The 20726-nt window shown below is 59.4% G+C and carries 22 protein-coding genes; 11 read left to right on the top strand and 11 right to left on the bottom strand.

Annotated elements, in window-relative coordinates:
- Nucleotides 1–27: 27 nt before the first annotated feature.
- The 3 genes from FHT93_RS00910 to FHT93_RS00900 all read right to left on the bottom strand — a co-directional run bounded on the left by FHT93_RS00910 (nt 28) and on the right by FHT93_RS00900 (nt 3283).
- Nucleotides 28–1353 carry a homoserine dehydrogenase gene (locus tag FHT93_RS00910; protein WP_112545725.1) on the bottom strand — a complete coding sequence of 442 codons (1326 nt, stop codon included), beginning with the start codon at nt 1351–1353 and terminating at the stop codon, nt 28–30.
- Between the two features lie 65 nt (nt 1354–1418).
- Complete coding sequence (locus tag FHT93_RS00905; RefSeq protein ID WP_112545726.1) at nt 1419–2636, bottom strand: LL-diaminopimelate aminotransferase; 1218 nt, start codon at nt 2634–2636, stop codon at nt 1419–1421.
- Between the two features lie 224 nt (nt 2637–2860).
- Nucleotides 2861–3283, bottom strand: a complete 423-nt coding sequence (locus tag FHT93_RS00900; protein WP_112545727.1) for a hypothetical protein — start codon at nt 3281–3283, stop codon at nt 2861–2863.
- 148 nt (nt 3284–3431) lie between these two features.
- On the opposite strand from FHT93_RS00900, the gene phaC reads away from it, so the two are divergent.
- Nucleotides 3432–5261: a class I poly(R)-hydroxyalkanoic acid synthase gene (gene phaC, locus FHT93_RS00895; protein ID WP_112545728.1), complete on the top strand. Its 1830-nt coding sequence runs from the start codon at nt 3432–3434 to the stop codon at nt 5259–5261.
- A 278-nt stretch (nt 5262–5539) separates the two neighbouring features.
- The gene (locus FHT93_RS00890) at nt 5540–6877 is read left to right on the top strand and encodes a tlde1 domain-containing protein (protein ID WP_112545729.1); all 1338 of its coding nucleotides are present in this window, start codon (nt 5540–5542) and stop codon (nt 6875–6877) included.
- On the opposite strand, the gene FHT93_RS00885 is transcribed toward FHT93_RS00890, so the two are convergent.
- On the bottom strand, nt 6874–7725 hold the full coding sequence (locus FHT93_RS00885) for a LysR substrate-binding domain-containing protein (protein ID WP_112545730.1): 852 nt from the start codon (nt 7723–7725) through the stop codon (nt 6874–6876). The two genes, FHT93_RS00890 and FHT93_RS00885, sit on opposite strands and share 4 nt — an antisense overlap.
- Before the next feature lie 87 nt (nt 7726–7812).
- Between FHT93_RS00885 and FHT93_RS00880 the strand changes: the two genes are divergently transcribed.
- Both FHT93_RS00880 and FHT93_RS00875 read left to right on the top strand, forming a co-directional pair.
- Entirely contained in the window at nt 7813–8514 is a 702-nt protein-coding gene (locus tag FHT93_RS00880) for a haloacid dehalogenase type II (protein WP_112545731.1), read from the top strand.
- A gap of 22 nt (nt 8515–8536) precedes the next feature.
- Nucleotides 8537–9328 carry an aldolase gene (locus tag FHT93_RS00875; protein WP_112545732.1) on the top strand — a complete coding sequence of 264 codons (792 nt, stop codon included), beginning with the start codon at nt 8537–8539 and terminating at the stop codon, nt 9326–9328.
- A gap of 6 nt (nt 9329–9334) precedes the next feature.
- Here FHT93_RS00875 and FHT93_RS00870 read toward each other — a convergent pair whose 3' ends face one another.
- A complete protein-coding gene (locus FHT93_RS00870) occupies nt 9335–10492 on the bottom strand; it encodes an aminotransferase class I/II-fold pyridoxal phosphate-dependent enzyme (protein ID WP_112545789.1) in 1158 nt (385 codons plus the stop codon).
- A gap of 206 nt (nt 10493–10698) precedes the next feature.
- On the opposite strand from FHT93_RS00870, the gene FHT93_RS00865 reads away from it, so the two are divergent.
- The 6 genes from FHT93_RS00865 to FHT93_RS00840 all read left to right on the top strand — a co-directional run bounded on the left by FHT93_RS00865 (nt 10699) and on the right by FHT93_RS00840 (nt 15626).
- Nucleotides 10699–11457 carry a DsbA family protein gene (locus tag FHT93_RS00865; protein WP_112545733.1) on the top strand — a complete coding sequence of 253 codons (759 nt, stop codon included), beginning with the start codon at nt 10699–10701 and terminating at the stop codon, nt 11455–11457.
- A gap of 242 nt (nt 11458–11699) precedes the next feature.
- On the top strand, nt 11700–12137 hold the full coding sequence (aroQ, locus tag FHT93_RS00860) for a type II 3-dehydroquinate dehydratase (RefSeq protein WP_112545734.1): 438 nt from the start codon (nt 11700–11702) through the stop codon (nt 12135–12137).
- Nucleotides 12138–12158: 21 nt separating this feature from the next.
- Nucleotides 12159–12635, top strand: a complete 477-nt coding sequence (gene accB / locus FHT93_RS00855; RefSeq protein ID WP_112545735.1) for an acetyl-CoA carboxylase biotin carboxyl carrier protein — start codon at nt 12159–12161, stop codon at nt 12633–12635.
- Between the two features lie 10 nt (nt 12636–12645).
- Nucleotides 12646–13998 (top strand): acetyl-CoA carboxylase biotin carboxylase subunit, encoded by a 1353-nt coding sequence (accC, locus tag FHT93_RS00850; RefSeq protein ID WP_112545736.1) that lies wholly within the window; start codon nt 12646–12648, stop codon nt 13996–13998.
- 6 nt (nt 13999–14004) lie between these two features.
- Complete coding sequence (gene aat / locus FHT93_RS00845; protein ID WP_112545737.1) at nt 14005–14622, top strand: leucyl/phenylalanyl-tRNA--protein transferase; 618 nt, start codon at nt 14005–14007, stop codon at nt 14620–14622.
- 74 nt (nt 14623–14696) lie between these two features.
- Nucleotides 14697–15626, top strand: coding sequence for a DUF2167 domain-containing protein (locus FHT93_RS00840; RefSeq protein WP_183845902.1), 930 nt, complete (start codon nt 14697–14699; stop codon nt 15624–15626).
- 122 nt (nt 15627–15748) lie between these two features.
- Here the strand turns inward: FHT93_RS00840 and FHT93_RS00835 are convergent, their stop codons facing one another.
- The 6 genes from FHT93_RS00835 to FHT93_RS00810 form a co-directional block, all read right to left on the bottom strand.
- On the bottom strand, nt 15749–16189 hold the full coding sequence (locus tag FHT93_RS00835) for a DUF2155 domain-containing protein (RefSeq protein ID WP_112545739.1): 441 nt from the start codon (nt 16187–16189) through the stop codon (nt 15749–15751).
- A gap of 116 nt (nt 16190–16305) precedes the next feature.
- A complete protein-coding gene (locus FHT93_RS00830) occupies nt 16306–16701 on the bottom strand; it encodes an NADH:ubiquinone oxidoreductase subunit NDUFA12 (protein WP_112545740.1) in 396 nt (131 codons plus the stop codon).
- A gap of 102 nt (nt 16702–16803) precedes the next feature.
- Complete coding sequence (locus tag FHT93_RS00825) at nt 16804–17271, bottom strand: GNAT family N-acetyltransferase (RefSeq protein WP_112545741.1); 468 nt, start codon at nt 17269–17271, stop codon at nt 16804–16806.
- Nucleotides 17271–17777: a GNAT family N-acetyltransferase gene (locus FHT93_RS00820; RefSeq protein WP_112545742.1), complete on the bottom strand. Its 507-nt coding sequence runs from the start codon at nt 17775–17777 to the stop codon at nt 17271–17273. The genes FHT93_RS00825 and FHT93_RS00820 overlap by 1 nt, the downstream gene beginning before the upstream one ends.
- A 166-nt stretch (nt 17778–17943) precedes the next feature.
- Complete coding sequence (gene gatB / locus FHT93_RS00815) at nt 17944–19449, bottom strand: Asp-tRNA(Asn)/Glu-tRNA(Gln) amidotransferase subunit GatB (RefSeq protein ID WP_112545743.1); 1506 nt, start codon at nt 19447–19449, stop codon at nt 17944–17946.
- An 88-nt stretch (nt 19450–19537) separates the two neighbouring features.
- Nucleotides 19538–20047, bottom strand: a complete 510-nt coding sequence (locus FHT93_RS00810; RefSeq protein WP_112968491.1) for a GNAT family N-acetyltransferase — start codon at nt 20045–20047, stop codon at nt 19538–19540.
- Nucleotides 20048–20463: 416 nt separating this feature from the next.
- Here FHT93_RS00810 and FHT93_RS00805 point away from each other — a divergent pair, with 416 nt between their 5' ends.
- Nucleotides 20464–20721: a YjhX family toxin gene (locus FHT93_RS00805; RefSeq protein WP_112545745.1), complete on the top strand. Its 258-nt coding sequence runs from the start codon at nt 20464–20466 to the stop codon at nt 20719–20721.
- Nucleotides 20722–20726 lie beyond the last annotated feature (5 nt).

Here is a 20726-nt window from a genome sequence, read left to right as displayed (position 1 = left end):
CTGATCTGCTCCAATCTGGAATAAATGTCAGGATTCTTCCTTAGGACGCTCGATGCGGATCACCTGCGGCTCCCCGACGAGGTAGCCCTCTTCCTTGATCGCAGCAACTGCCTTGCGCACTGAGTCTTCCATCGTCGCGTGGGTGACGAGGATGATCGTCTGGTGGTGCGAGGGCGCCAGATGCTGCTTGGAACGCTGGACGATCGATTCCAAAGAAATCTGGTTTTCCGCCATGCGCGTGGCGACGCTCGCGAAAACGCCGGTGCGGTCGAGAACGGTCAGCCGGATAAAATAGCCGCCCTCATGGCTCTGGATCTGCGCCTTGCGGTAAGTCTCAAGCGACTTGGCGGGATGGCCGAGAACGGGAACGCGCTGTGCGCCCGGCTGGCTCTTGGCGATGTCGGCGATATCGCCAAGCACCGAGGACGCCGTGGCATTGCCGCCGGCACCCGGGCCGACCATCAGCAGCTCACCGAGGATATCGGATTCGATCGCGACGGCGTTTGTGACACCATCGACCTGAGCGATGACCGAATCGACGGGCACCATGGTCGGATGCACGCGCTGTTCGATGCCGGTCTCCGTGCGCTGAGCGACGCCGAGCAGCTTGATGCGGTAGCCGAGGTCGGCCGCGGCACGGATATCCTCGATCGAGATATTGGTGATGCCTTCGAGATAGATATCATCGGCCGCGATCCTGTTGCCGAAGGCGAGCGTGGTCAGGATCGAGAGCTTATGGGCGGTGTCGTTGCCTTCGATGTCGAAGGCCGGATCGGCTTCGGCATAACCGAGGCGCTGGGCTTCCTTCAGGCAATCGGCAAAGGACAGGCCTTCCTTCTCCATCTTGGTGAGGATGTAGTTGCAGGTGCCGTTCATGATGCCATAGACGCGCGATATCGTGTTGCCCGTCAGCGATTCACGCAGCGCCTTGATGACCGGGATGCCACCCGCAACGGCCGCTTCGAAATTCAGAAGCGAGCCTTTTTCCTCGGCAATCGTTGCAAGCTCGACGCCGTGATAGGCAAGCAGCGCCTTGTTGGCAGTCACCACATGGAGACCACGGGAGAGAGCGGCGCGAACAGCGACGTTGGCCGCGCCTTCAGCGCCGCCGATCAGTTCAACGAAAACGTCGATATCGGCCTTCTCGGCAAGATCTTCCGGACGGTCGAACCAGGTGATTCCGGTCAGATCGATCCCACGGTCCTTCGAACGGTCACGAGCCGAAACTGCCGTAATCGTAATCGGACGGCCGCAGGTGACTGCAAGTTCATTGCTCTTCTGCTTGATGATGCGAACAAGCGAGGCACCAACGGTACCCAAGCCCGCAATGCCGATTTTGAGGGCGTCTGCCATGGATCGATCCTGAAATGTCTGGTGAGAGACAGCCGCAAAAATGCGGCTGTCTTTCGAGGTTGGAATTAACGGTGGGCGTTGAGCGAGATGACGTTGTGCATCGTCTCGTCTGCCGTCGACATGAACTTCTTGATGTTGCGTGCAGCCTGGCGGATGCGGTGTTCGTTCTCGACGAGTGCCAGACGAACGTAATCATCGCCCTGCTCGCCGAAGCCGATGCCGGGGGCAACTGCAACGTCAGCCTTCTCGACCAGGAGCTTGGAAAACTCCAGCGAGCCGAGATGACGGAACTTTTCCGGGATCTTCGCCCAGGCAAACATGGTAGCGGCCGGTGGAGGCACGTCGAATCCGGCCTTGCCGAAGCTTTCGACCATGACGTCGCGGCGGCGCTTGTAGACATTGCGAACTTCCGCAATGTCGGAGCCATCGCCGTTCAGGGCATGGGTTGCGGCAACCTGGATCGGCGTGAAGGCGCCATAATCGAGGTAGGACTTCACACGCGTCAGCGCGGCGATCAGTCGCTCGTTACCGACCGCAAAGCCCATGCGCCAGCCGGGCATGGAGAAGGTCTTGGACATGGAGGTGAACTCAACGGTCACATCCATTGCTCCCGGAACCTGCAGGACCGACGGTGGCGGCTCGCCATCGAAATAGATTTCCGAATAGGCAAGATCCGACAGCACGATGATGTCGTGCTTCTTTGCGAAGGCAATGACGTCCTTGTAGAAGTCGAGGGTCGCCACGAGAGCCGTCGGGTTCGACGGATAGTTCAGGATCAGCGCCAGCGGCTTCGGGATTGAATGGCGCACGGCGCGCTCGAGCGGCGGAAAGAAGCTTTCGTCCGGCTCGACCGACATGGAACGGATCACGCCGCCGGCCATCAGGAAGCCGAAAGCATGGATTGGATAGGTCGGGTTCGGGCAGAGGATGACGTCACCCGGCGCGGTGATCGCCTGCGCCATGTTGGCAAAGCCTTCCTTGGAGCCGAGGGTCGCGACCACCTGCGTGTCGGGATTCAGCTTCACGCCGAATCGGCGCGCATAGTAGGCAGCCTGGGCGCGGCGCAGACCGGGAATGCCCTTGGAGGACGAATAACGGTGCGTGCGCGGGTCCTGGACGACTTCGCAGAGCTTGTCGACGATCGCCTGAGGGGTCGGAAGGTCGGGGTTTCCCATGCCGAGATCGATGATATCGGCCCCGCCCGCTCGCGCGCTCGCTTTCAAACGGTTGACCTGTTCGAAAACGTAAGGCGGCAAACGCCGGACTTTGTGAAACTCTTCCATCTCTTTCCCCATGGAAATGCGGCCAACGTGACCGCTGTCGAAGCTCGTTCCGTCTCCCGGCAGCTGCGATACGAGCTTCAGACTCGCAGCGCCGTATTCCTCTTCAACTTAACTGCGCGGCAAATCTTTGACGGAGAGGCCGCGCACGAAGCGCATTATCGGGAAAATTGTGTCTTCCGATCCATCCGGAAGGCTTTGCGTCCAAATCGCCTGAAAGGCAAGGCTTATTTGGTGATTTCGGAGAGCGTTTCGGCCCCGTGGTCGGCAGCCAGCTTCCGCATCTCGGCAACGCGGCGCTGATACTCCGCCTCCGAGATTGTGCCTGCCTGGCGCTTGGCACCAAGGGCGCTCAGCTGATGCTGCAACTCGGCCGCCTGTTCGTCGTTCATCTGAACGTTGGCGGCCGTCAGCGGCGCACCGAACGACGGGTAGCCGTCGGGGCTCTTGGTCAGGCCACCTTCAACGGGTTCGCCCTTGGAAGCGGGCATCACGACTGCAGTCGGTGCTGCCATGCGCTGGGCGAAAGCCTTTTTCTCCTCGGCGGTCTTGTTGCATCCGGCAAGCGCAAAGGCCATGGCCGCGGCCGCCGCGCAGATTGCTGCGGTGCGGGTGAAGGTCACGAAATGCCCAATGCCTGTCGTCGTCATGCCTGATGATCCAATCCTGCCTGCTTCGACTGTTAAATTCGTCGCAGCGACAAAGCAATAGCATGAGAGCGGGTGTGCGGAACTTGTTTTCTTCAACGCAGCAGATGTACAACGGACAAACAATGGATGCTGCCGCCGGAGGAAGTGCGTGACCGACAGCAAGCGGGAGAATGGTGCCAAGCTGGATTTCGACGCCAAGGATCTCGATCCCTATATGCTGAAGGATCCCGAGGCCATGGCGCTCAATTTCGCCCGTGCGCTCGAAAACCTCGGCAAGGCAGCTTCGGCATGGCTCGGCCCACGCGAGCGGGGCGAAATCACCGACACGGCCGTAGAACCCGTCACCGATATGGTGAAAACGCTCTCCAGGGTGACGGAATACTGGATCGCCGATCCACGCCGCACTTTCGAAGCGCAGACACAGCTGATGACCTCCTTCTTCGGCATCTGGATGCGCTCGATGCAGCGCATGCAAGGCGAGACGGTCGAACAGGAGGTCGAGCGCAAAGACAAACGCTTCGCCGACGAGGACTGGCAGAAGAACCCCTTCTTCGAATTCTTGAAACAGGTCTATTTCGTCACTGCAGACTGGGCCGAAAAGCTGGTTGCCGAGACCGAGGGGCTCGACGAGCACACCAAGCACAAGGCCGGCTTCTACGTGAAGCAGATTACGGCGGCGCTCTCGCCCACAAATTTCGTGGTCACCAATCCCCAAGTCTATCGTGAGACGATCGCGACCAGCGGCGAAAACCTCGTCCGCGGCATGAAGATGCTGACCGAGGATATTATCGCCGGTCGCGGCGAGCTGCGGCTGCGCCAGACCGACATGACCAAATTTGCCGTTGGCCGCGATATGGCGCTGACGCCGGGCAAGGTGATCGCCCAGAACGAGATCTGCCAGATCATCCAGTACGAGCCATCGACGGAGACCGTGCTGAAGCGGCCGCTGCTGATTTGCCCGCCATGGATCAACAAGTTCTATATTCTCGACCTCAACCCGCAGAAATCCTTCATCAAATGGTGCGTGGACCAGGGACATACGGTTTTCGTGATCTCCTGGGTCAATCCGGATAGCCGCCATGCACTGAAGGATTGGACCGCTTATGCGCGGGAGGGGGTCGATTTCGCGCTGGAAACGATCGAAAAGGCGACCGGTGAAAAGGAAGTCAACGCCATCGGCTATTGCGTCGGGGGCACGCTCCTTGCCGCAACCCTCGCCCTGCACGCCAGGGAGAAGAACAAGCGCATCAAGAGCGCAACGCTTTTCACCACCCAGGTCGACTTCACCCACGCCGGCGATCTGAAGGTTTTCGTCGACGAGGAGCAACTTCAGGCGCTCGAAGCGCACATGCAGGAGCTCGGCTATCTCGATGGTTCACGCATGTCGACCGCCTTCAACATGCTCAGGGCGGGCGAGCTCATCTGGCCCTATTTCGTCAACAACTACCTGAAGGGCCAGGAGCCCCTGCCCTTCGACCTCTTGTTCTGGAATGCCGATTCGACTCGCATGGCGGCGGCGAACCATGCCTTCTACCTGCGCAACTGCTATCTGCGGAATGCGCTGACCAAGGACGAGATGATCCTCGACGGCAAGACCTTATCTCTGAAGGACGTCAAGATCCCGATCTATAATCTTGCGACGCGCGAGGATCACATCGCGCCGGCAAAGTCTGTCTTCGTCGGCAGCCAGTACTTCGGCGGCAAGGTGCAGTTCGTCGTTGCAGGCTCCGGCCATATTGCCGGCGTCGTCAACCCGCCAGACAAGCACAAGTATCAGTTCTGGACGGGCGGCCCCGCCAAAGGCGATTATGACGCATGGCTCACCAAGGCGAAGGAGACGGCAGGCTCCTGGTGGCCGCACTGGCACGGATGGATCGAATCGCAAGCCGGCGAGCATGTGGCTGCCCGCAAGGTCGGAGGAGCAGCGCTCAATGCGATCGAGGAAGCTCCCGGAAGCTATGTGATGGCGCGCAGCTGAACGCGGAAAAATTCCCTGTCGCCGGCTTGCCTTCAGCGGGCTACGGCAAGTCTTTGAAAAATAGCTTCTTCTAAAATATTGCGTCTGTTTTCGCGACAATCGAAGCAGAGAGCTTCGCCTGTAAACCAATTGGAAACTATAGTTCGTCATCCTTAAGAAACGGTCGCATGTCGCGAACAGGCCCAAATTCGGCCTTTTTGGGCAGTTAGCGGCTCCGGCAAAAATCAGTAAGCCAGTGCTGCCGGCCTGCGTGGCGCGTTTTGGAAGACGAGTAGAGTATGGCGTTTGCGGTAGGGACGTTCAATAACGTCGCCCCTTTTGGCGGATCCCCTGTTCGTTCAGGCAGATCTCGCGGTTTTCTAACCGGCATCGCAATCGCCGGATTTTTGACCTCCACGTGGCTTATCGGCACTGTCGCGACGATGCAATCGGTGTCGATGCCGTTCTCCACACAAAAGGAGATTTCCCCGGTTGCCGCGTTAAGAGCGACACAGGTTGCCGTCACGCATGAGCGTCTCATCCATGTGAACAAGGCTTCAAGGCTTGCGGCATTCGACGCAAAGCCGGTGGTGCCTTTGACGGCACAGTTGATCCAGTCGCATGCGCAAAGCACATCGGCTGCCTCGAATGCAAAGCTGGCGCTGGCCAAGACCAATGGCGTTGCCGTCGCGGAACTTCAGCCGGTAGCCGCCTCCGGCAATTCGCGTTTCAGCAAGGACGACACAATCAAGACGCCCGATGCGACCGTGGAAACCGCTTCATTGGCGGCCGGTGAAGATGACGCCGACCGGATCATCATTCCGTCGAAGGAAGCCGTGGCTGCGGCCGAAATGCCCGCCATGGTCGCCCTTGCCGACGCGGGTCCGCGTGTCATGCCTATTCCGGTCGATCCGCAGCAGCTTAACCGCGCAGTTGCTCCTGCCGCCGACAAGCCGGCGCAGATCGAAGTTGCCGAAGCTGACGACGGTGCACCGCCTTTCGATCTGGTTCTTGCCCCCGATGAGGATTCTGTCCCGCTGCCGATGGCGCGGCCCGACGGTCTTGTCGGCAAGCCGGCTCCTGCTTCCAAGGGTTCTCAGCGCTCTGCCGAGCCCGTGCTTGCCTATGCCAAGCCGAACTCACCAATCGAAGATGACGATGACGATGCGGTGCCGCGCTATGACAAGCCGGTCTTTACGCCGCGCGTGCGTGCTGGTGTCGCGATCTACGACATCGAAAACGCGACTGTCTATCTGCCGAACGGCGAGCGGCTGGAGGCCCATTCCGGTCTCGGCAAGATGCGCGACAATCCGCGCTACACTAATCAGAAAATGCGCGGACCGACGCCACCACATACCTATAATCTGACGATGCGCGAATCCCTGTTCCATGGCGTGGCCGCCATTCGCCTGACGCCGGTGCAGGGCTCGGACGCGATCTTCAACCGCGTCGGCCTTCTGGCCCACACCTATATGCTCGGCAAGAACGGCGATTCCAACGGCTGCGTTTCCTTCAAGGATTACAAGCGCTTCCTGGCCGCCTACAGGCGCGGTGACATCCGGCAGCTTGTCGTCGTGCCACGGATGAACAACAAGCCGGCTTCGACGCTCGCTTCGCTCTTCTCTTCGCGGACCTAAAGCTTAGCCGCGAGGAAATCCGCCAGGGAACGGCTCTCCGCAGACAGACGGAGCCGTCCTTTGACCAGGGCGAGTTCGGACGCCGGCTGCGGATCGAAGCCATCCGCGGCCACAAGCTGACGATGCTCCGGCAGGACCGCATCCGACGGCAGCAGGCTGATGCCGAGGCCGGAAGCCACAGCAGCCTGCACACCCATCAACCCCTGGCTCGTATAGGCGATACGCCAGCGCCGCCCGCTGCGCTCGATGAAACGGATTGCTCTTTCGCGGTAAATGCAGCCGACAGGAAAGACGGCAAGCGGTACCGTCTCGTCCCGCACCGGCCGATGCATGCTTTCAACCCAGACCAATTCCTCCGTCCAGCTTGCCAGGGCGCTACCATCGCCCGGTTCACGCTTGATGAGCGCAAGATCGATTTCACCTGCTTCCAGAAGACGGCGAAGCTCGACGCTCCAGCCGCTCACCGTATCGAGCCTTATATGCGGAGAAGCCGCTGAAAAGCCCGAAAGGAGATCGATGAGCCTGCGGCCGGCAAAATCCTCGGGAACGCCGAGCCTGACTGTCTTGGGTGCCGCGGGCTTGCGCATAAGCTCCATCGCCTCTTCGGCTGTCGCCAGCAGGCGTCGAGCATAACTCAAGAGAAGCTCCCCTTCTTCGGTCGTCTGAATGCCACCCGTCGACTTGTCGCGCAGAAGAAGGGTGTGGCCGATATTGGCCTCCAGCTTCCGGACCTGCTGGCTGACGGTGGACTGAGTGAGATGAATGCGCTCGGCCGCCCGTGTGAAGCCACCGGCGTCGACGACAGCCGCAAAAGTTCGGAGAAGATCGAGATCGAAGGGGTAGCTCATTCGATTTTCCACTGCCGGTTATTAGGACATTTAATTTCTCAATGAGCTGCTTTCTTGTCAATATGAGGAAAAGCACGGAGACCACAGATGACACTTCCCGGAAACCGGCCGAGCTGGCTGACCTTCGATTGCTACGGCACGCTGATTCAATGGGATGAAGGCCTGCTTGCCGCCATGAATGAAATCCTGTCGGCAAAGGGCGGCAATATCGACCAGCCAGCCTTTATCGCCGTCTATGACCGTTACGAACATGAACTCGAAGAGCAAAGGCCGCACCGATCCTTCAAACAGGTCACCGCGCTCGCGCTCGAACTGGCGATGAAGGAATTCGGCCTGCCCTTCGATGGCGCCGATGCCGACCTGTTGACTTCGTCGATCGGCCGGATGCCACCTTTCCCCGAAGTCGTTGCGACGCTCGGCAAGCTGAAAGCTGCCGGCTTCAGGCTTGCCATTATCTCCAATACCGACGACGCGATCATCGCCGGCAATGTCGCGCAGCTTGGCGGTTTCATCGACCGGGTGATCACCGCCGAGCAGGCGGAAGCCTACAAGCCGTCGCCGCAAATCTTCCGGCATGCATGGAAAGCGCTCGGCATCGATATGAATGATCTCGTGCATATCTGCGCAAGCCCGCATCTTGACCTTGTGGCGGCGCGCGAACTCGGTTTTCGTGCAATCTGGGTGGATCGCGGCACCGGGCGCAAACCCCTCAGCGACTACCGCCCCAGCGAGATCGTGCCGACGCTCGACAAGGTGCCTGCCATCTTTGCAGCGAACGGCTGGATGTAATTGACGCGACTGGAGACGAGACATGGCTCATGAATTGAACCTCGCGAAAGGGCAGCCGGCATTATTGCGCAACCTGCCGCTCGATACTGACGAGATCTGGCAGGCGCGCGTTGATCTGGCGGCGTGCCTCAGAATGGCGGCTCGGCTTGGGCTCGAGGAAGGCATTTGCAACCATTTCTCGGCCGTCGTACCCGGTCATCCCGATTTTTTCCTCGTCAACAGGCTCGGCTGGGCCTTTCAGGAAGCGACCGCCTCGTCACTGCTGATCTGCGATTTCGAAGGCAATGTCGTTGCCGGCGATGGCGTGCCCGAAGCAACCGCCTTTTTCATCCATGCCCGGCTGCACAGGATGTCGCCGCGCGTCGGAGCCGCCTTCCACACGCATATGCCGAATGCAACCGCACTCAGCATGGTCGAGGGCGATCCCTTCGTCTGGGCCGGTCAGACGGCACTGAAATTTTACGGCCGCGTTGCCGTCGACGAGAATTATAACGGGCTGGCCCTGGACGAACGCGAGGGTGACAGGATTGCCGCCGTGCTCGGCGACAAGGACATTCTATTCATGAAGAACCATGGCGTGATGGTCTGCGCGCCCAATATCGCCGAAGCCTGGGACGATCTCTATTATCTGGAGCGGGCAGCCGAGGTTCAGCTCAAGGCGATGAGCACCGGTCGGCGGCTCATCCCGGTTTCGACAGACATCGCCGAGCAGGCTGCCCGACAGATGCGCGAAGGCGATCCGGAAAGTGCGCGGCTGCATCTAGAAAGCGTCAGGCGCGTTCTCGACCGCCAAGCGCCGGAATACCGGAACTAAGCGCCGTTACTTCAGCCAGGCGCCGATACGTTCCACCGCCTCGGCGATCTCAGCCTGCGAACCGGCATAGGACATGCGCAGCGTGCGCGGTCCTTCGACCGGGTCGAAATCGAGGCCGGGCGTGGCAGCGACATTGATCTCGGCCAGCATGCGACGGGCGAAATCCATACTGTCATTGGTGAAGCGCGAGACATCGACATAGGCGTAGAAAGCGCCGTCCATCGGGGAAGCCGGCGCTAACCCGATCTTGGGCAGCCGATCAAGCAGCAATTCGCGGTTTGCCGCGTAGCTTGCCTTGACCCGATCCAATTCTTCGTTGGCGTCGAGGGCAGCCGTGGCAGCGATCTGGGAAAGTTCCGGCGGCGAGATATAGAGGCTCTGGGCCACGCGTTCGATCGGGCGCACCAGCTGCTCGGGCAGCACCATCCAGCCAATACGCCAGCCGGTCATGCAATAATATTTGGAGAAGGAATTGATGACGATTGCCTCGTCCGTCAGTTCCAGCGCGCTCGTCTCTTCTCCTGCAAAGGTCAGGCCGTGATAGATTTCGTCGGAGATGAAGGCGATGTCATTGGCATCGCAATAGGCGGCGAGCGCCTTCAGGCCTTCGCGGCCGGTCACAGTGCCGGTTGGATTAGCAGGACTTGCCAATAGCACGCCCTTCAGTTTCACGCCCTTTTCCAGCTGGATCGCTTCGAGGCTTTCGGGCGTCAGCGTGAAATGCGTGTCCGCCGTGACCGGCACTTCGACAACGTCGAGGCCGAGAGCGCCGAGGATGTTGCGGTAGGCGGGGTAGCCTGGCCGGGCGATTGCGACCGCGTCGCCGGCGTCAAAGAGCGACAGGAAGGCGAGATTGAAGGCGGCCGATGAGCCGGTCGTGACGGCAATGCGGGCGGGATCGATCTCCAGGCCATGGCGGTTGCGATAATGCGAGGCGAGCCCCTGCTTCAACCGCGCCGTGCCAAGCGCATCCGTATAGCCGATGCGCCCTTCGGCAAGTGCCGCGCGGGAAGCATCGAGTGCGGCCTTGGGCGCCGGATGGGAGGGCTGGCCGACGGCCATGGAAATGACGGGATGGCCGCTTGCACGTCGTTTCGTCGCTTCGGCCAGAACATCCATTGCATGGAACGGTTCGACTTCGCTGCGTTTCGAGATGGAAAACACGATCACTTCCTGCCTGGCTTCAGATGACGGCCAGACAATTGCCGCAATAATCGGCTCATCACAATCCCGCGAGGGCTTGGATCGGAGGAAAATTCCTGTTTGATGGCGGCCCGACGCGCCGTAATTTGATGCGGACGCATCCAAGCCCATTAACCCGGCAATGGTAATTTCGCTCCGAAAACCCATCAGCCGACGACGAGGATACCATGGCCTTCTTCTCCAAAACGCTCACCGCGCTGGCGCTTGCAGCCTCCATCGCCCTTCCGGCTCAGGCATTTGCATTCGACGACCAGCAGAAGAAGGAACTTGGTGAATTCATCAAGCAGTATCTGATCGAAAATCCTGAGATCATGCTCGACGTGCAGGATGCGCTGCAGAAGAAACAGCAGATGGCCCAGCAGGTAAAGGCTACCATGGCCATCGAGAACAATACCGACGGCATCTTCGATTCCAAGAATGACGTGACACTCGGCAACCCGAAGGGCGATGTCACCGTCGTCGAGTTCTTCGACTACAACTGTACCTATTGCCGCCACGCCCTGCCCGACATGCAGGCGCTCCTGAAGAAGGACAAGAATGTCCGTTTCGTGCTGAAGGAATTCCCGATCCTGGGGCCGGATTCGGTTGCCGCGCACCGCGTTGCGGATGCCTTCCGCCGGATTGCGCCGGAAAAGTACAGCGATTTCCACGTCGCTCTGCTCGGCAGTGACGGCCGCGCCTCCGAGGACACTGCAATCCAGGTCGCCTCTTCCCTTGGTGTCAGCGAAGACAAGATCCGCGCGGAGATGAAAAAAAGCCCGAACGACGATATCGTGCAGGCGACCTATCAGCTCGCCGCCAATCTCGGCATCAGCGGTACGCCGTCCTATGTGATCGGCAATGAAATGGTGCCCGGCGCCGTCGGCATCGACGATCTTGAGGCCAAGGTGAAGAACATGCGGGCCTGCGGCAAGACGAGCTGCTGACGCACCGCCCATCAAATCGCCTAAATCGAAGTGCTTCAGCCATGTGGACAAACATGGCGCGGCGCCTCCTGCCGATTCCGTAAGGGCTTTCAATAAGTCCGCGTGGAGTCTATAGGTGGCGCTCGCGCATTCCCGTGCCTTTGTCACCGAGAGGCTGGCATCGGACGCGAGGAATACACTGAACCGCGTACGGTTGCTTGATCCACCGAGGTCCAGAGCCGGTGCGCCAAACGGAACATTCGATGACGAAAACGATTTTTGTCCTGAACGGGCCCAACCTGAATATGCTGGGCAAGCGAGAACCTGGCATCTATGGTGGCAAGACTCTCAAGGACATCGAGGCGGACTGCAAGGCTGCGGGCCGCGAACTCGGGTTCGACATCGACTTCCGTCAAAGCAATCACGAAGGCATGCTGGTGGACTGGTTCCACGAGGCGGATGAAAAGGCCGCCGGCGTCGCCATCAATGCAGGCGCCTATACGCATACGTCGGTCGCACTGCACGATGCGATCCGTGCCATTTCCATTCCCGTCATCGAGCTCCACATATCCAACGTGCATGCACGGGAAGAATTCCGCCACAAGTCGATGATCGCGCCTGCATGCAAGGGCGTGATCTGCGGCTTCGGGCCTCACAGCTACATCCTGGCGCTGCACGCGCTGAAGAACATCACGGCATAAGAAGAAGACAGGGCTACACTCATGGCTGAAAAGAAATCCGGTATCGATCAGGCGCTGATCCGCGATCTCGCAAACATCCTCAAGGACACGGATCTGACCGAGATCGAAGTCGAGCAGGAAGATCTGCGTATCCGCGTTTCGCGCGCAGGCACGCCCCAGTATATCCAGGCGCCGATCGGCGCTCCCGCCTATGCGGCGCCAGCTGCAGCAGCCCCGGTCGCGGCTGCCGCAGTTGCGGCTCCGGCGGCAGTCGGACGTAACCCGGCCAATACCGTCAACGCGCCGATGGTCGGCACGGTCTACATGGCTCCGGCCCCGGGCGCGCGCGCGTTCATCGAACTCGGCGCCACCGTCAAGGAAGGCCAGACGCTGCTCATTATCGAAGCGATGAAGACGATGAACCAGATCCCTTCGCCCAAGTCCGGCAAGGTCACGGAGATCCTCGTCGAAGACGGTTCGCCCGTCGAATACGGCCAGCCACTCGTCGTCATCGAATAAGGCTTTGCCAATGATCTCGAAGATCCTCATAGCCAATCGCGGCGAGATCGCCCTTCGCGTGCTGCGCGCCTGCAAGGAACTCGGCATTGCAAGCGTTGCCGTGCATTCGACGGCAGACGCCGACGCCATGCATGTTCGCCTCGCTGACGAGAGTGTGTGCATCGGCCCGCCGCCGTCGCGTGAGAGCTATCTCAACATCCATCAGATTGTCGCGGCCTGCGAGATCACTGGCGCTGACGCCGTGCATCCAGGCTATGGCTTCCTGTCGGAAAACGCCAAATTCGCCGATATCCTCGAAGCCCACGGCATCACCTTCATCGGCCCGACGGCGGAGCATATCCGCATCATGGGCGACAAGATCACCGCCAAGACGACGGCGCAGGAACTCGGCATTCCCGTCGTTCCCGGTTCCGACGGCGAGGTGAAGACCGAAGAGGATGCGCTGAAGACGGCTGCCTATATCGGCTATCCGGTGCTGATCAAGGCAACGGCCGGCGGTGGCGGACGCGGCATGAAGGTTGCCAAGACCGAAGCCGATCTGATCGAGGCCTGGTCGACGGCCCGCACCGAGGCAGCCGCAGCCTTCGGCAACGACGCCGTCTACATGGAAAAGTACCTCGAAAAGCCGCGCCATATCGAAATCCAGGTATTCGGTGATGGCGAAGGCAATGCGGTCCATCTCGGTGAACGCGACTGCTCGCTGCAGCGTCGCCACCAGAAGGTCTGGGAAGAAGCCAACTCTCCGGCGCTCAACGTCGAACAGCGCATGAAGATCGGCCAGGTCTGCGCCGACGCGATGAAGAAGCTGAAATACCGTGGCGCCGGCACGATCGAGTTCCTCTACGAAAATGGCGAGTTCTATTTCATCGAAATGAACACCCGACTGCAGGTGGAGCATCCGGTCACCGAAGCCATCACCGGCATCGACCTTGTGCATGAGCAGATCCGCGTCGCCTCCGGCGGCGGTCTGTCGGTCACGCAGGACGAGGTGCATTTCCAGGGTCATGCCATCGAATGCCGCATCAATGCCGAGGATGCGCGCACCTTCGTGCCCTCACCCGGCACGATCACGCATTTCCATGCACCGGGTGGTCTTGGCGTGCGCATCGATTCCGGCGCCTATCAGGGCTACAAGATCCCGCCCTACTACGACAGCCTAATCGGCAAGCTGATTGTCCATGGCCGTACGCGCGTCGAATGCATGATGCGCCTGCGCCGTGCGCTCGATGAATTTGTCGTTGACGGCATCAAGACAACGCTGCCACTGTTCCAGGATCTCGTTTCCAACCAGGATATCGCCAATGGCGACTATGATATCCATTGGCTGGAAAAGTATCTCGCCAACAGCAAGCCGGCAGCATAGGACAGAATGGCAGGAGCGCGCAGGAAATCGCCAGGTATTACCCCGGAGATCCTCCTGCGCGCCTATTCGATCGGCCTCTTCCCCATGGCCGAATCTGCCGACGATCCGGAAATCTTCTGGGTAGAGCCTGATGTCCGCGGCGTCCTGCCGCTGGACGACCGTTTCCACGTTTCCAAAAGTCTTCGAAAGACGATCCGGCAAAAGCCCTTCGAGATCCGCTTCAACAGCGCCTTCGATGCCGTCATGACCGCTTGCGCGCAAGAGACGGCCGATCGCCCGAGCACCTGGATCAACGAGACGATCCGAACGCTCTATTCCGCTCTGCACGGCATGGGCCATGCCCATTCCGTAGAAGCCTGGGATGGCGATGAACTCGTCGGAGGTCTCTATGGCGTATCGCTCGGTTCCGCCTTCTTCGGGGAAAGCATGTTCTCGCGGCGCACCGATGCTTCGAAGATCTGTCTCGTACATCTGGTGGAGCGTTTGCGGCAGAAACACTTCACGCTACTCGATACGCAGTTCACCACAGAGCATCTGAAGACGTTCGGGGCGCTCGACGTGCCAAAGGCGGATTATGCGCTGCTGCTCGCCGATGCGATGGAATCACCACATCTGCAGTTTTAAGGTTGAAATTTTCATCCCTGCGTTGATTTTTTGACTGATTCAATTAAGGTCGAAATACAATGGAGGATGGAATTTTGAAGCGATATATTGCGGCTGCGATCCTGCTCGCACTCGCTGCCGGAGCAGCAGATGCGCGCCCCTATCAGGAAATATTTCCGAACAGGACCGACTTCTCCGATGAAGAGAAGCCGCTTCTGGAGAAGCTCGATTTCCAGCAAGGGGCAATCAAGCTGCCGACTGCGAAGGCGACGCTGAACGTACCTGAAGGGTTTTATTTTCTAAGCCCCGAAGATACGAAAACCGTGCTTGTCGACATCTGGGGAAACCCTCCGGGAGCGGCGGCTGACGCACTGGGCATGCTATTTCCTGCGCAATACTCCCCGACTGATGCCGGGTCATGGGGTTCGGTCGTCGAATACAGCGCGGATGGCTATGTATCGGACGCCGACGCAGCGACGATCGACTACGATGACCTGCTGCAGAACATCAAGGACTCCATTTCGGAGAGCAATACCGAGCGACAGAAGCAGGGCTTTCCGACGGTGACACTCGTCGGCTGGGCTTCTGCCCCGCATTATGATCAGTCCGCACACGCCCTGCACTGGGCGCGCGACCTGCTGTTCAACGAGAATGGAAACACGCAGCATACACTGAACTATTCCGTGCGCACGCTAGGCCGTGAGGGGGTCTTTCAATTCGACTTCGTTGCCGGTCTCGAGCAGCTGAAGGAAATCGAGACCGCCGTTCCAACCGTGACCAAGCTGGTACAGTTCGACAAGGGAATGGCCTACGGCGATCACGTGGATGGCGACAAGATCGCTGCCTATGGGATGGCAGGCATGATCGCTGCAGGTGCTGGCGCCAAGGTTGCCGCCAAGATCGGGCTGCTGGCTATCGCCGCCGCCTTCCTGAAGAAGGCTTGGATCCTCGTCTTCGTGGTATTTGGCGGGGCGGTCAGCTTTGTGAAGAAGCTCTTCACGGGCAACAAAACGCCCAACGCATAGCGACCAGCATCAACAGGCGTGTCGCATCGAACCGATTGTATGCGACACGCATCCGGCGCCGCCATCATCTTGCTGTAAATCGTATCTCGCAGCCGAAAGTCTGGCCGATCAGGTGCTCGCTTTTACTTGGCGCCGGCGCTGTCCGGTGGCGGGACGTCGGAGTTCTGCTTGCAGTCCTTCAGCCAGACGTCATAGATCGGATGCTCGACGGCATTGAGGCCCGGGCTGTCGGCAAACATCCAGCCGGTGAAGATGCGGCGGATCTTGCGATCCAGTGTGATCTCGTCGACTTCGACGAAACCATCGATCTTCTGGGCTTCTGACTGGTCGCGCGAATAGCAGGCCTTCGGCGTCACCTGCAGGGCACCGAACTGGACCGTTTCGTTGACATAGACGTCAAACGTGGTGATGCGACCGGTGATCTTGTCGAGGCCGGAGAAGACAGCGACCGGATTGTCGATGCGGGCGGCCTGTGCCTGATTGGAAAGAAGCCCGGCGGAGAGCGCCAACAGCGATACAGCTCCCGCAGCTGGCAGGACCATGTTTCGCAGGGAAAGCTTCATACTACCCGTCTCCAGCAAGTATCAGGTTCATGGCCGCAGCGATTGCGGCCAACCTGCGGGTAAAGGTCAATTGTGGCCAAAGCGCGGGGTGAAACCCGCCATCGGATGCCTTGATCTCAGTTACCGGGCGTCCAGGCGTCGTAGTCGCCCGTCACACGCGGACGCTCACCAGCAACGGACAGCGAGCCTGGCGGACGATAGGCCTGCGGCGAACCGGTCGGGTTGGCGCGATGCGGTTTCTGCCATTCCTTGGCGACGTAGGTTTCCTTGGACGGAGGAACATCGGTGCGGTGATGCATCCAGCCATGCCAGCCCGGAGGAATGGCGGAGGCTTCGGCATAGCCGCTGTAGATCACCCAGCGCTTCGGCAGACCGTAGGAGGAAAGACCGCCTTCGTAATAGACATTGCCCAACTCGTCTTCACCAACCCGCTTGAAGCCACGAAGGGCGAACAGCGTGCCGAAGGTGTAATTGTTCCACCAGGTGAAGGTGTGCAGCAGGAACTTGATCATGTCTTTTCCTCGTGGCCGCAGGACGCGGACGAAAGCAGATAGGCTTTTTCGCTTATGGCGCCGCCAAGCCCAATTGTCCAGTGATTCCGACCGAAAACGCGGTCATTTCAGAGCCATCTTGAAACCAAGATGCGACGGCTTGAAGCCCAGCCTTTCATAGAAACGATGGGCATCCTTGCGTACCGCATTCGATGTCAGCTGGATGAGCCTGACACCGCGACTTTTCGCCTCGGCAATGGCAAATTCGATCATCTGCGCACCGATCCCCTGCCCGCGCAAATCGGCGCGCGTCTGCACCGCTTCGACAATCATGGCGGATGAGCCGCGTGCGTTAAGCGAGGTGGTGATCATCGTCTGGAAGGTGCCGACGACGTCAGCGTCCCATTCGGCAACATAAAGCGTCTGGGTGGAGGATGCCGCAATCGTCGCAAAGGCCCGGACGTAATCGGGATAGGCCTCAGGATCAATCGTGTCACCATGACCGCCAAGCGGATCGGCGGCAAACATGGCGATCAATACCGGCAGATCGGCTTCACGTGCTTCGCGGATGATAATCTCGCCGGATGCCATTAGTGGAACTCGAGCGCTTTCTCGAAAACCAGCGTCGGAATGCCGGACTGGCTGGGGCCAGTATTCTCGTTGCGGCCAGCTTCGACAAAGCCGAGCCGGGTATAGAAATGGATGGCTTCCTGGTTCTGAACCTCGACCTCCAGCCGCATGATCTCCGCATCCGGGAAGCAGGTTTCGAGCTCTGCGAAGATATCGCGGCCGATGCCCTGGCGCTGCAGATCCGGCTTCACGTAGAGAAGGTGCAACATCACGGTTTTCGTCATCTCGGACGACATCGCCGCATAACCCATGCCGCCAATATTCCTGCCATCATCGGCCACGAGGAATTCGGCGTTCTTCTTCGTCAGCCGCGCCTTCAGCGCGGTCGGCGAAAAGAGATTGGTGATCAGCTCATCGACCTTTGCGACGCCGTGACTGGCGTCATAGGCCCTATGGAAGCTCTCGACCAGGAGAGCGCGAACCTTTTCCAGATCGCGCTCGCCAGCCGTTCGGACAAAATAGACCAAGACCTTCTCCTTGCGGCATCGGTCTTCCGAAAACCGCTTCTGACCATTCGGCCTACAGCACCGGCCCGAAAATCGGAAACGATTCTCGGAAAGCCTATGCGTAGCTTCAAAGAATTAGAGCGTCCTTCGTGCGTCCGAGTGGACGCACAACGCTCCAGCCTTCGGCCTATTCTTCCTCGATACCGAGCTTGGCCTTGACGAGGGCCTGAACGGCCTGCGGATTGGCCTTGCCGCCGGTCGACTTCATGACCTGACCGACGAACCAGCCGGCAAGCGTCGGCTTTGCCTTGACCTTGGCGACCTGGTCCGGGTTGGCGGCGATAATCTCGTCGACAGCCTTCTCGATGGCGCCGGTATCCGTCACCTGCTTCAAGCCACGGCTTTCGACGATCTCGGCGGGGTCGCCGCCTTCGTTGAGGATGATTTCGAAAACATCCTTGGCGATCTTGCCGGAAATGGTCTCGGCCTTGATGAGGTCGATGATGCCGCCGAGCTGTGCCGGAGAGACCGGCGTTTCCTCTATATCCTTGCCGGTGCGGTTCAGGGCACCGAGCAGATCGTTGATGACCCAGTTGGCGGCCGCCTTGCCGTCACGGCCTTCGGCAACGGCTTCGAAATAATCGGCAATCGCCTTTTCCGAGACAAGCACGGAGGCATCGTAGATAGAGAGACCCAACTCGCGGACGAAACGCTCCTTCTTGTCGTCGGGCAGTTCCGGCAGATGCTGGGCAAGCTCGCGGACGAAGGCGTCGTCGAATTCGAGCGGCAGCAGATCCGGATCGGGGAAGTAGCGATAGTCATGCGCATCTTCCTTGGTGCGCATGGACCGCGTCTCGCCCTTGTTCGGGTCGAAGAGGCGGGTTTCCTGATCGATCGAACCGCCATCTTCCAGGATGCCGATCTGGCGGCGGGCTTCGTATTCGATCGCCTGGCCGATGAAGCGGATGGAATTGACGTTCTTGATTTCGCAGCGCGTGCCAAAGGCTTCGCCCGGGCGGCGGACGGAGACGTTGACGTCGGCGCGCATGGAGCCTTCATCCATATTGCCGTCGCAGGTGCCGAGGTAGCGCACGATCGAGCGCAGCTTCGTCATGTAGGCCTTGGCCTCATCCGACGTGCGCATATCCGGCTTGGAGACGATTTCCATCAACGCCACGCCGGAACGGTTAAGATCGACATAGGACATGGTCGGATGCTGGTCGTGCATCGACTTGCCGGCATCCTGCTCCAGGTGCAGGCGCTCGATGCCGATCTCGATATCCTCGAACTGGCCCTGACGATCGGGGCCGAGCGAGATGACGATCTTGCCCTCGCCGACAATCGGATCCTTGAACTGCGAGATCTGGTAGCCCTGCGGCAGGTCCGGATAAAAGTAGTTCTTGCGGTCGAAGATAGAGCGCTTGTTGATCTGAGCCTTCAGGCCAAGACCGGTGCGCACCGCCTGCTTGACGCATTCCTCGTTGATGACAGGCAGCATGCCGGGCATGGCGGCATCGACGAGCGAGACGTTCGAATTCTGCGGCTTGCCGAATTCCGTCGACGCACCGGAAAAAAGCTTGGAGTTGGAGAGCACCTGAGCATGGACTTCCATGCCGATGATGACTTCCCAATCGCCAGTGGCGCCGGGGATATAACGTTTCGGATCAGGCGTGCGAACGTCGACAAGGGTCATTGGATGCTCTTTAAAGGCTGTTCTTTTCATCTGGTGAGGTAAAGGAAATGGCCTGCCGGTGCAAGGCTTTCAGTGCCTCGACAAGGGTCTAGAAACCGGGACCGTAACCTTCCGGCTCCTGCGGGCCGAGATGTTTGCTGAGACCGACGGAGGGCACGTCGCGGTCGAGCTTCGGATTATAGGCGACAGAAAGCCAGTGGATGGCGTAGCCATGCTTCTGGAAGAAGGAGATCGCCTCGGTATTTCCCGAATGGGTCTGCATCGCCGCCTCCTCGAAGCCCTGCTCGAAAATGTCGGCTTCGATATGTTCGAGAAGTGCCGTGCCCAACCCCTGGCGGTTGAAGCTCGGATCGATCCAGAAGTCGGAAATGGTCTCGTCCAGCCCCTCGCGCGCCGCCCAGCCGGCAACCTGCCCGTTCTGCTCGACGACCGTAATGGTGAGCCAGTTATTGTCCACGAAGGTCCGGAAGGCGTTGCGGGCGCCATCCGTCATTGCGTCCGATTCGCCGATCAATGCCATCGCTCTTTGCCAGGCTCTCAAGCCGATTTCGCTCAAGAGTTCCGTTTCGCCTTCGCGGGCATTGCGAATGTGGATCAATGGCACCTCCGCGCTAGAGTACGAAGTAGACCATTGAGTCGGGCAATTTTCCAGTGCCTCCAATGAGATAAACAGCCAAACCGGGTTTATCCGCCACTTTCTGCAGGTTGCCTTCGCTTGACCAAATTGTGGTTATTGATAGAAAGCACGTAAGGGTATTTCCGCTTTTCTGCGAAACACGGAAATGCCCTATCTCTTTCTACACGCAATTCCGGACGCAAACCGCTGAACGCTTTTGCTGGAATTGCCCAAGAGGTGTTTATGTCTAACCTGTCTGAGACCCGGTAAAGGCCCTGCCCGCAAGCACAGCCTCGCGCGCATGGGCCCGAAAAACGAAGCCGCGGCGTATCGGATAAGCCCGAGCGCCAGATCGTTTTCGTGCGCCTTCATGAAGGCGCGTTTCCGGATCAACAGCAATGGACATCTCGCGCACAGAACAGCGCATCCTGCACCTTATGGCCCAAGGCGGCCGCATCGAAATTACCCGCAACGACAACAGAAAGATCGAAACGGTAAGTTGCTTCACCCGCGACGGCTGGGTCTATCCCGGCTTCGGCATGGAGCTTTTCCGCAAACTGAAGCGGCTGAAGGCAATAAAGTCTTCAGCCGGTCAGCCATACCGGATCACCGAACGGGGGCTGAAGCTCGTCAGGGCACAGGTCGATAACAGATAGGACTG

The sequence above is a fragment of the Rhizobium sp. BK379 genome (genome assembly GCF_014193955.1).
In the GTDB taxonomy this organism is placed as follows: Bacteria; Pseudomonadota; Alphaproteobacteria; order Rhizobiales; family Rhizobiaceae; genus Rhizobium.
This window is presented reverse-complemented; position numbering and strand designations above follow the sequence as displayed.

Coding starts and splice junctions, on each gene's coding strand:
- FHT93_RS00910 (WP_112545725.1), bottom strand. CDS start 1,353: ATGGCAGACGCCCTCAAAATCGGCATTGCGGGCTTGGGTACCGTTGGT.
- FHT93_RS00905 (WP_112545726.1), bottom strand. CDS start 2,636: ATGGAAGAGTTTCACAAAGTCCGGCGTTTGCCGCCTTACGTTTTCGAA.
- FHT93_RS00900 (WP_112545727.1), bottom strand. CDS start 3,283: ATGACGACGACAGGCATTGGGCATTTCGTGACCTTCACCCGCACCGCA.
- FHT93_RS00890 (WP_112545729.1), top strand. CDS start 5,540: ATGGCGTTTGCGGTAGGGACGTTCAATAACGTCGCCCCTTTTGGCGGA.
- FHT93_RS00885 (WP_112545730.1), bottom strand. CDS start 7,725: ATGAGCTACCCCTTCGATCTCGATCTTCTCCGAACTTTTGCGGCTGTC.
- FHT93_RS00880 (WP_112545731.1), top strand. CDS start 7,813: ATGACACTTCCCGGAAACCGGCCGAGCTGGCTGACCTTCGATTGCTAC.
- FHT93_RS00875 (WP_112545732.1), top strand. CDS start 8,537: ATGGCTCATGAATTGAACCTCGCGAAAGGGCAGCCGGCATTATTGCGC.
- FHT93_RS00865 (WP_112545733.1), top strand. CDS start 10,699: ATGGCCTTCTTCTCCAAAACGCTCACCGCGCTGGCGCTTGCAGCCTCC.
- aroQ (WP_112545734.1), top strand. CDS start 11,700: ATGACGAAAACGATTTTTGTCCTGAACGGGCCCAACCTGAATATGCTG.
- accB (WP_112545735.1), top strand. CDS start 12,159: ATGGCTGAAAAGAAATCCGGTATCGATCAGGCGCTGATCCGCGATCTC.
- accC (WP_112545736.1), top strand. CDS start 12,646: ATGATCTCGAAGATCCTCATAGCCAATCGCGGCGAGATCGCCCTTCGC.
- aat (WP_112545737.1), top strand. CDS start 14,005: ATGGCAGGAGCGCGCAGGAAATCGCCAGGTATTACCCCGGAGATCCTC.
- FHT93_RS00835 (WP_112545739.1), bottom strand. CDS start 16,189: ATGAAGCTTTCCCTGCGAAACATGGTCCTGCCAGCTGCGGGAGCTGTA.
- FHT93_RS00830 (WP_112545740.1), bottom strand. CDS start 16,701: ATGATCAAGTTCCTGCTGCACACCTTCACCTGGTGGAACAATTACACC.
- FHT93_RS00825 (WP_112545741.1), bottom strand. CDS start 17,271: ATGGCATCCGGCGAGATTATCATCCGCGAAGCACGTGAAGCCGATCTG.
- gatB (WP_112545743.1), bottom strand. CDS start 19,449: ATGACCCTTGTCGACGTTCGCACGCCTGATCCGAAACGTTATATCCCC.
- FHT93_RS00805 (WP_112545745.1), top strand. CDS start 20,464: ATGGACATCTCGCGCACAGAACAGCGCATCCTGCACCTTATGGCCCAA.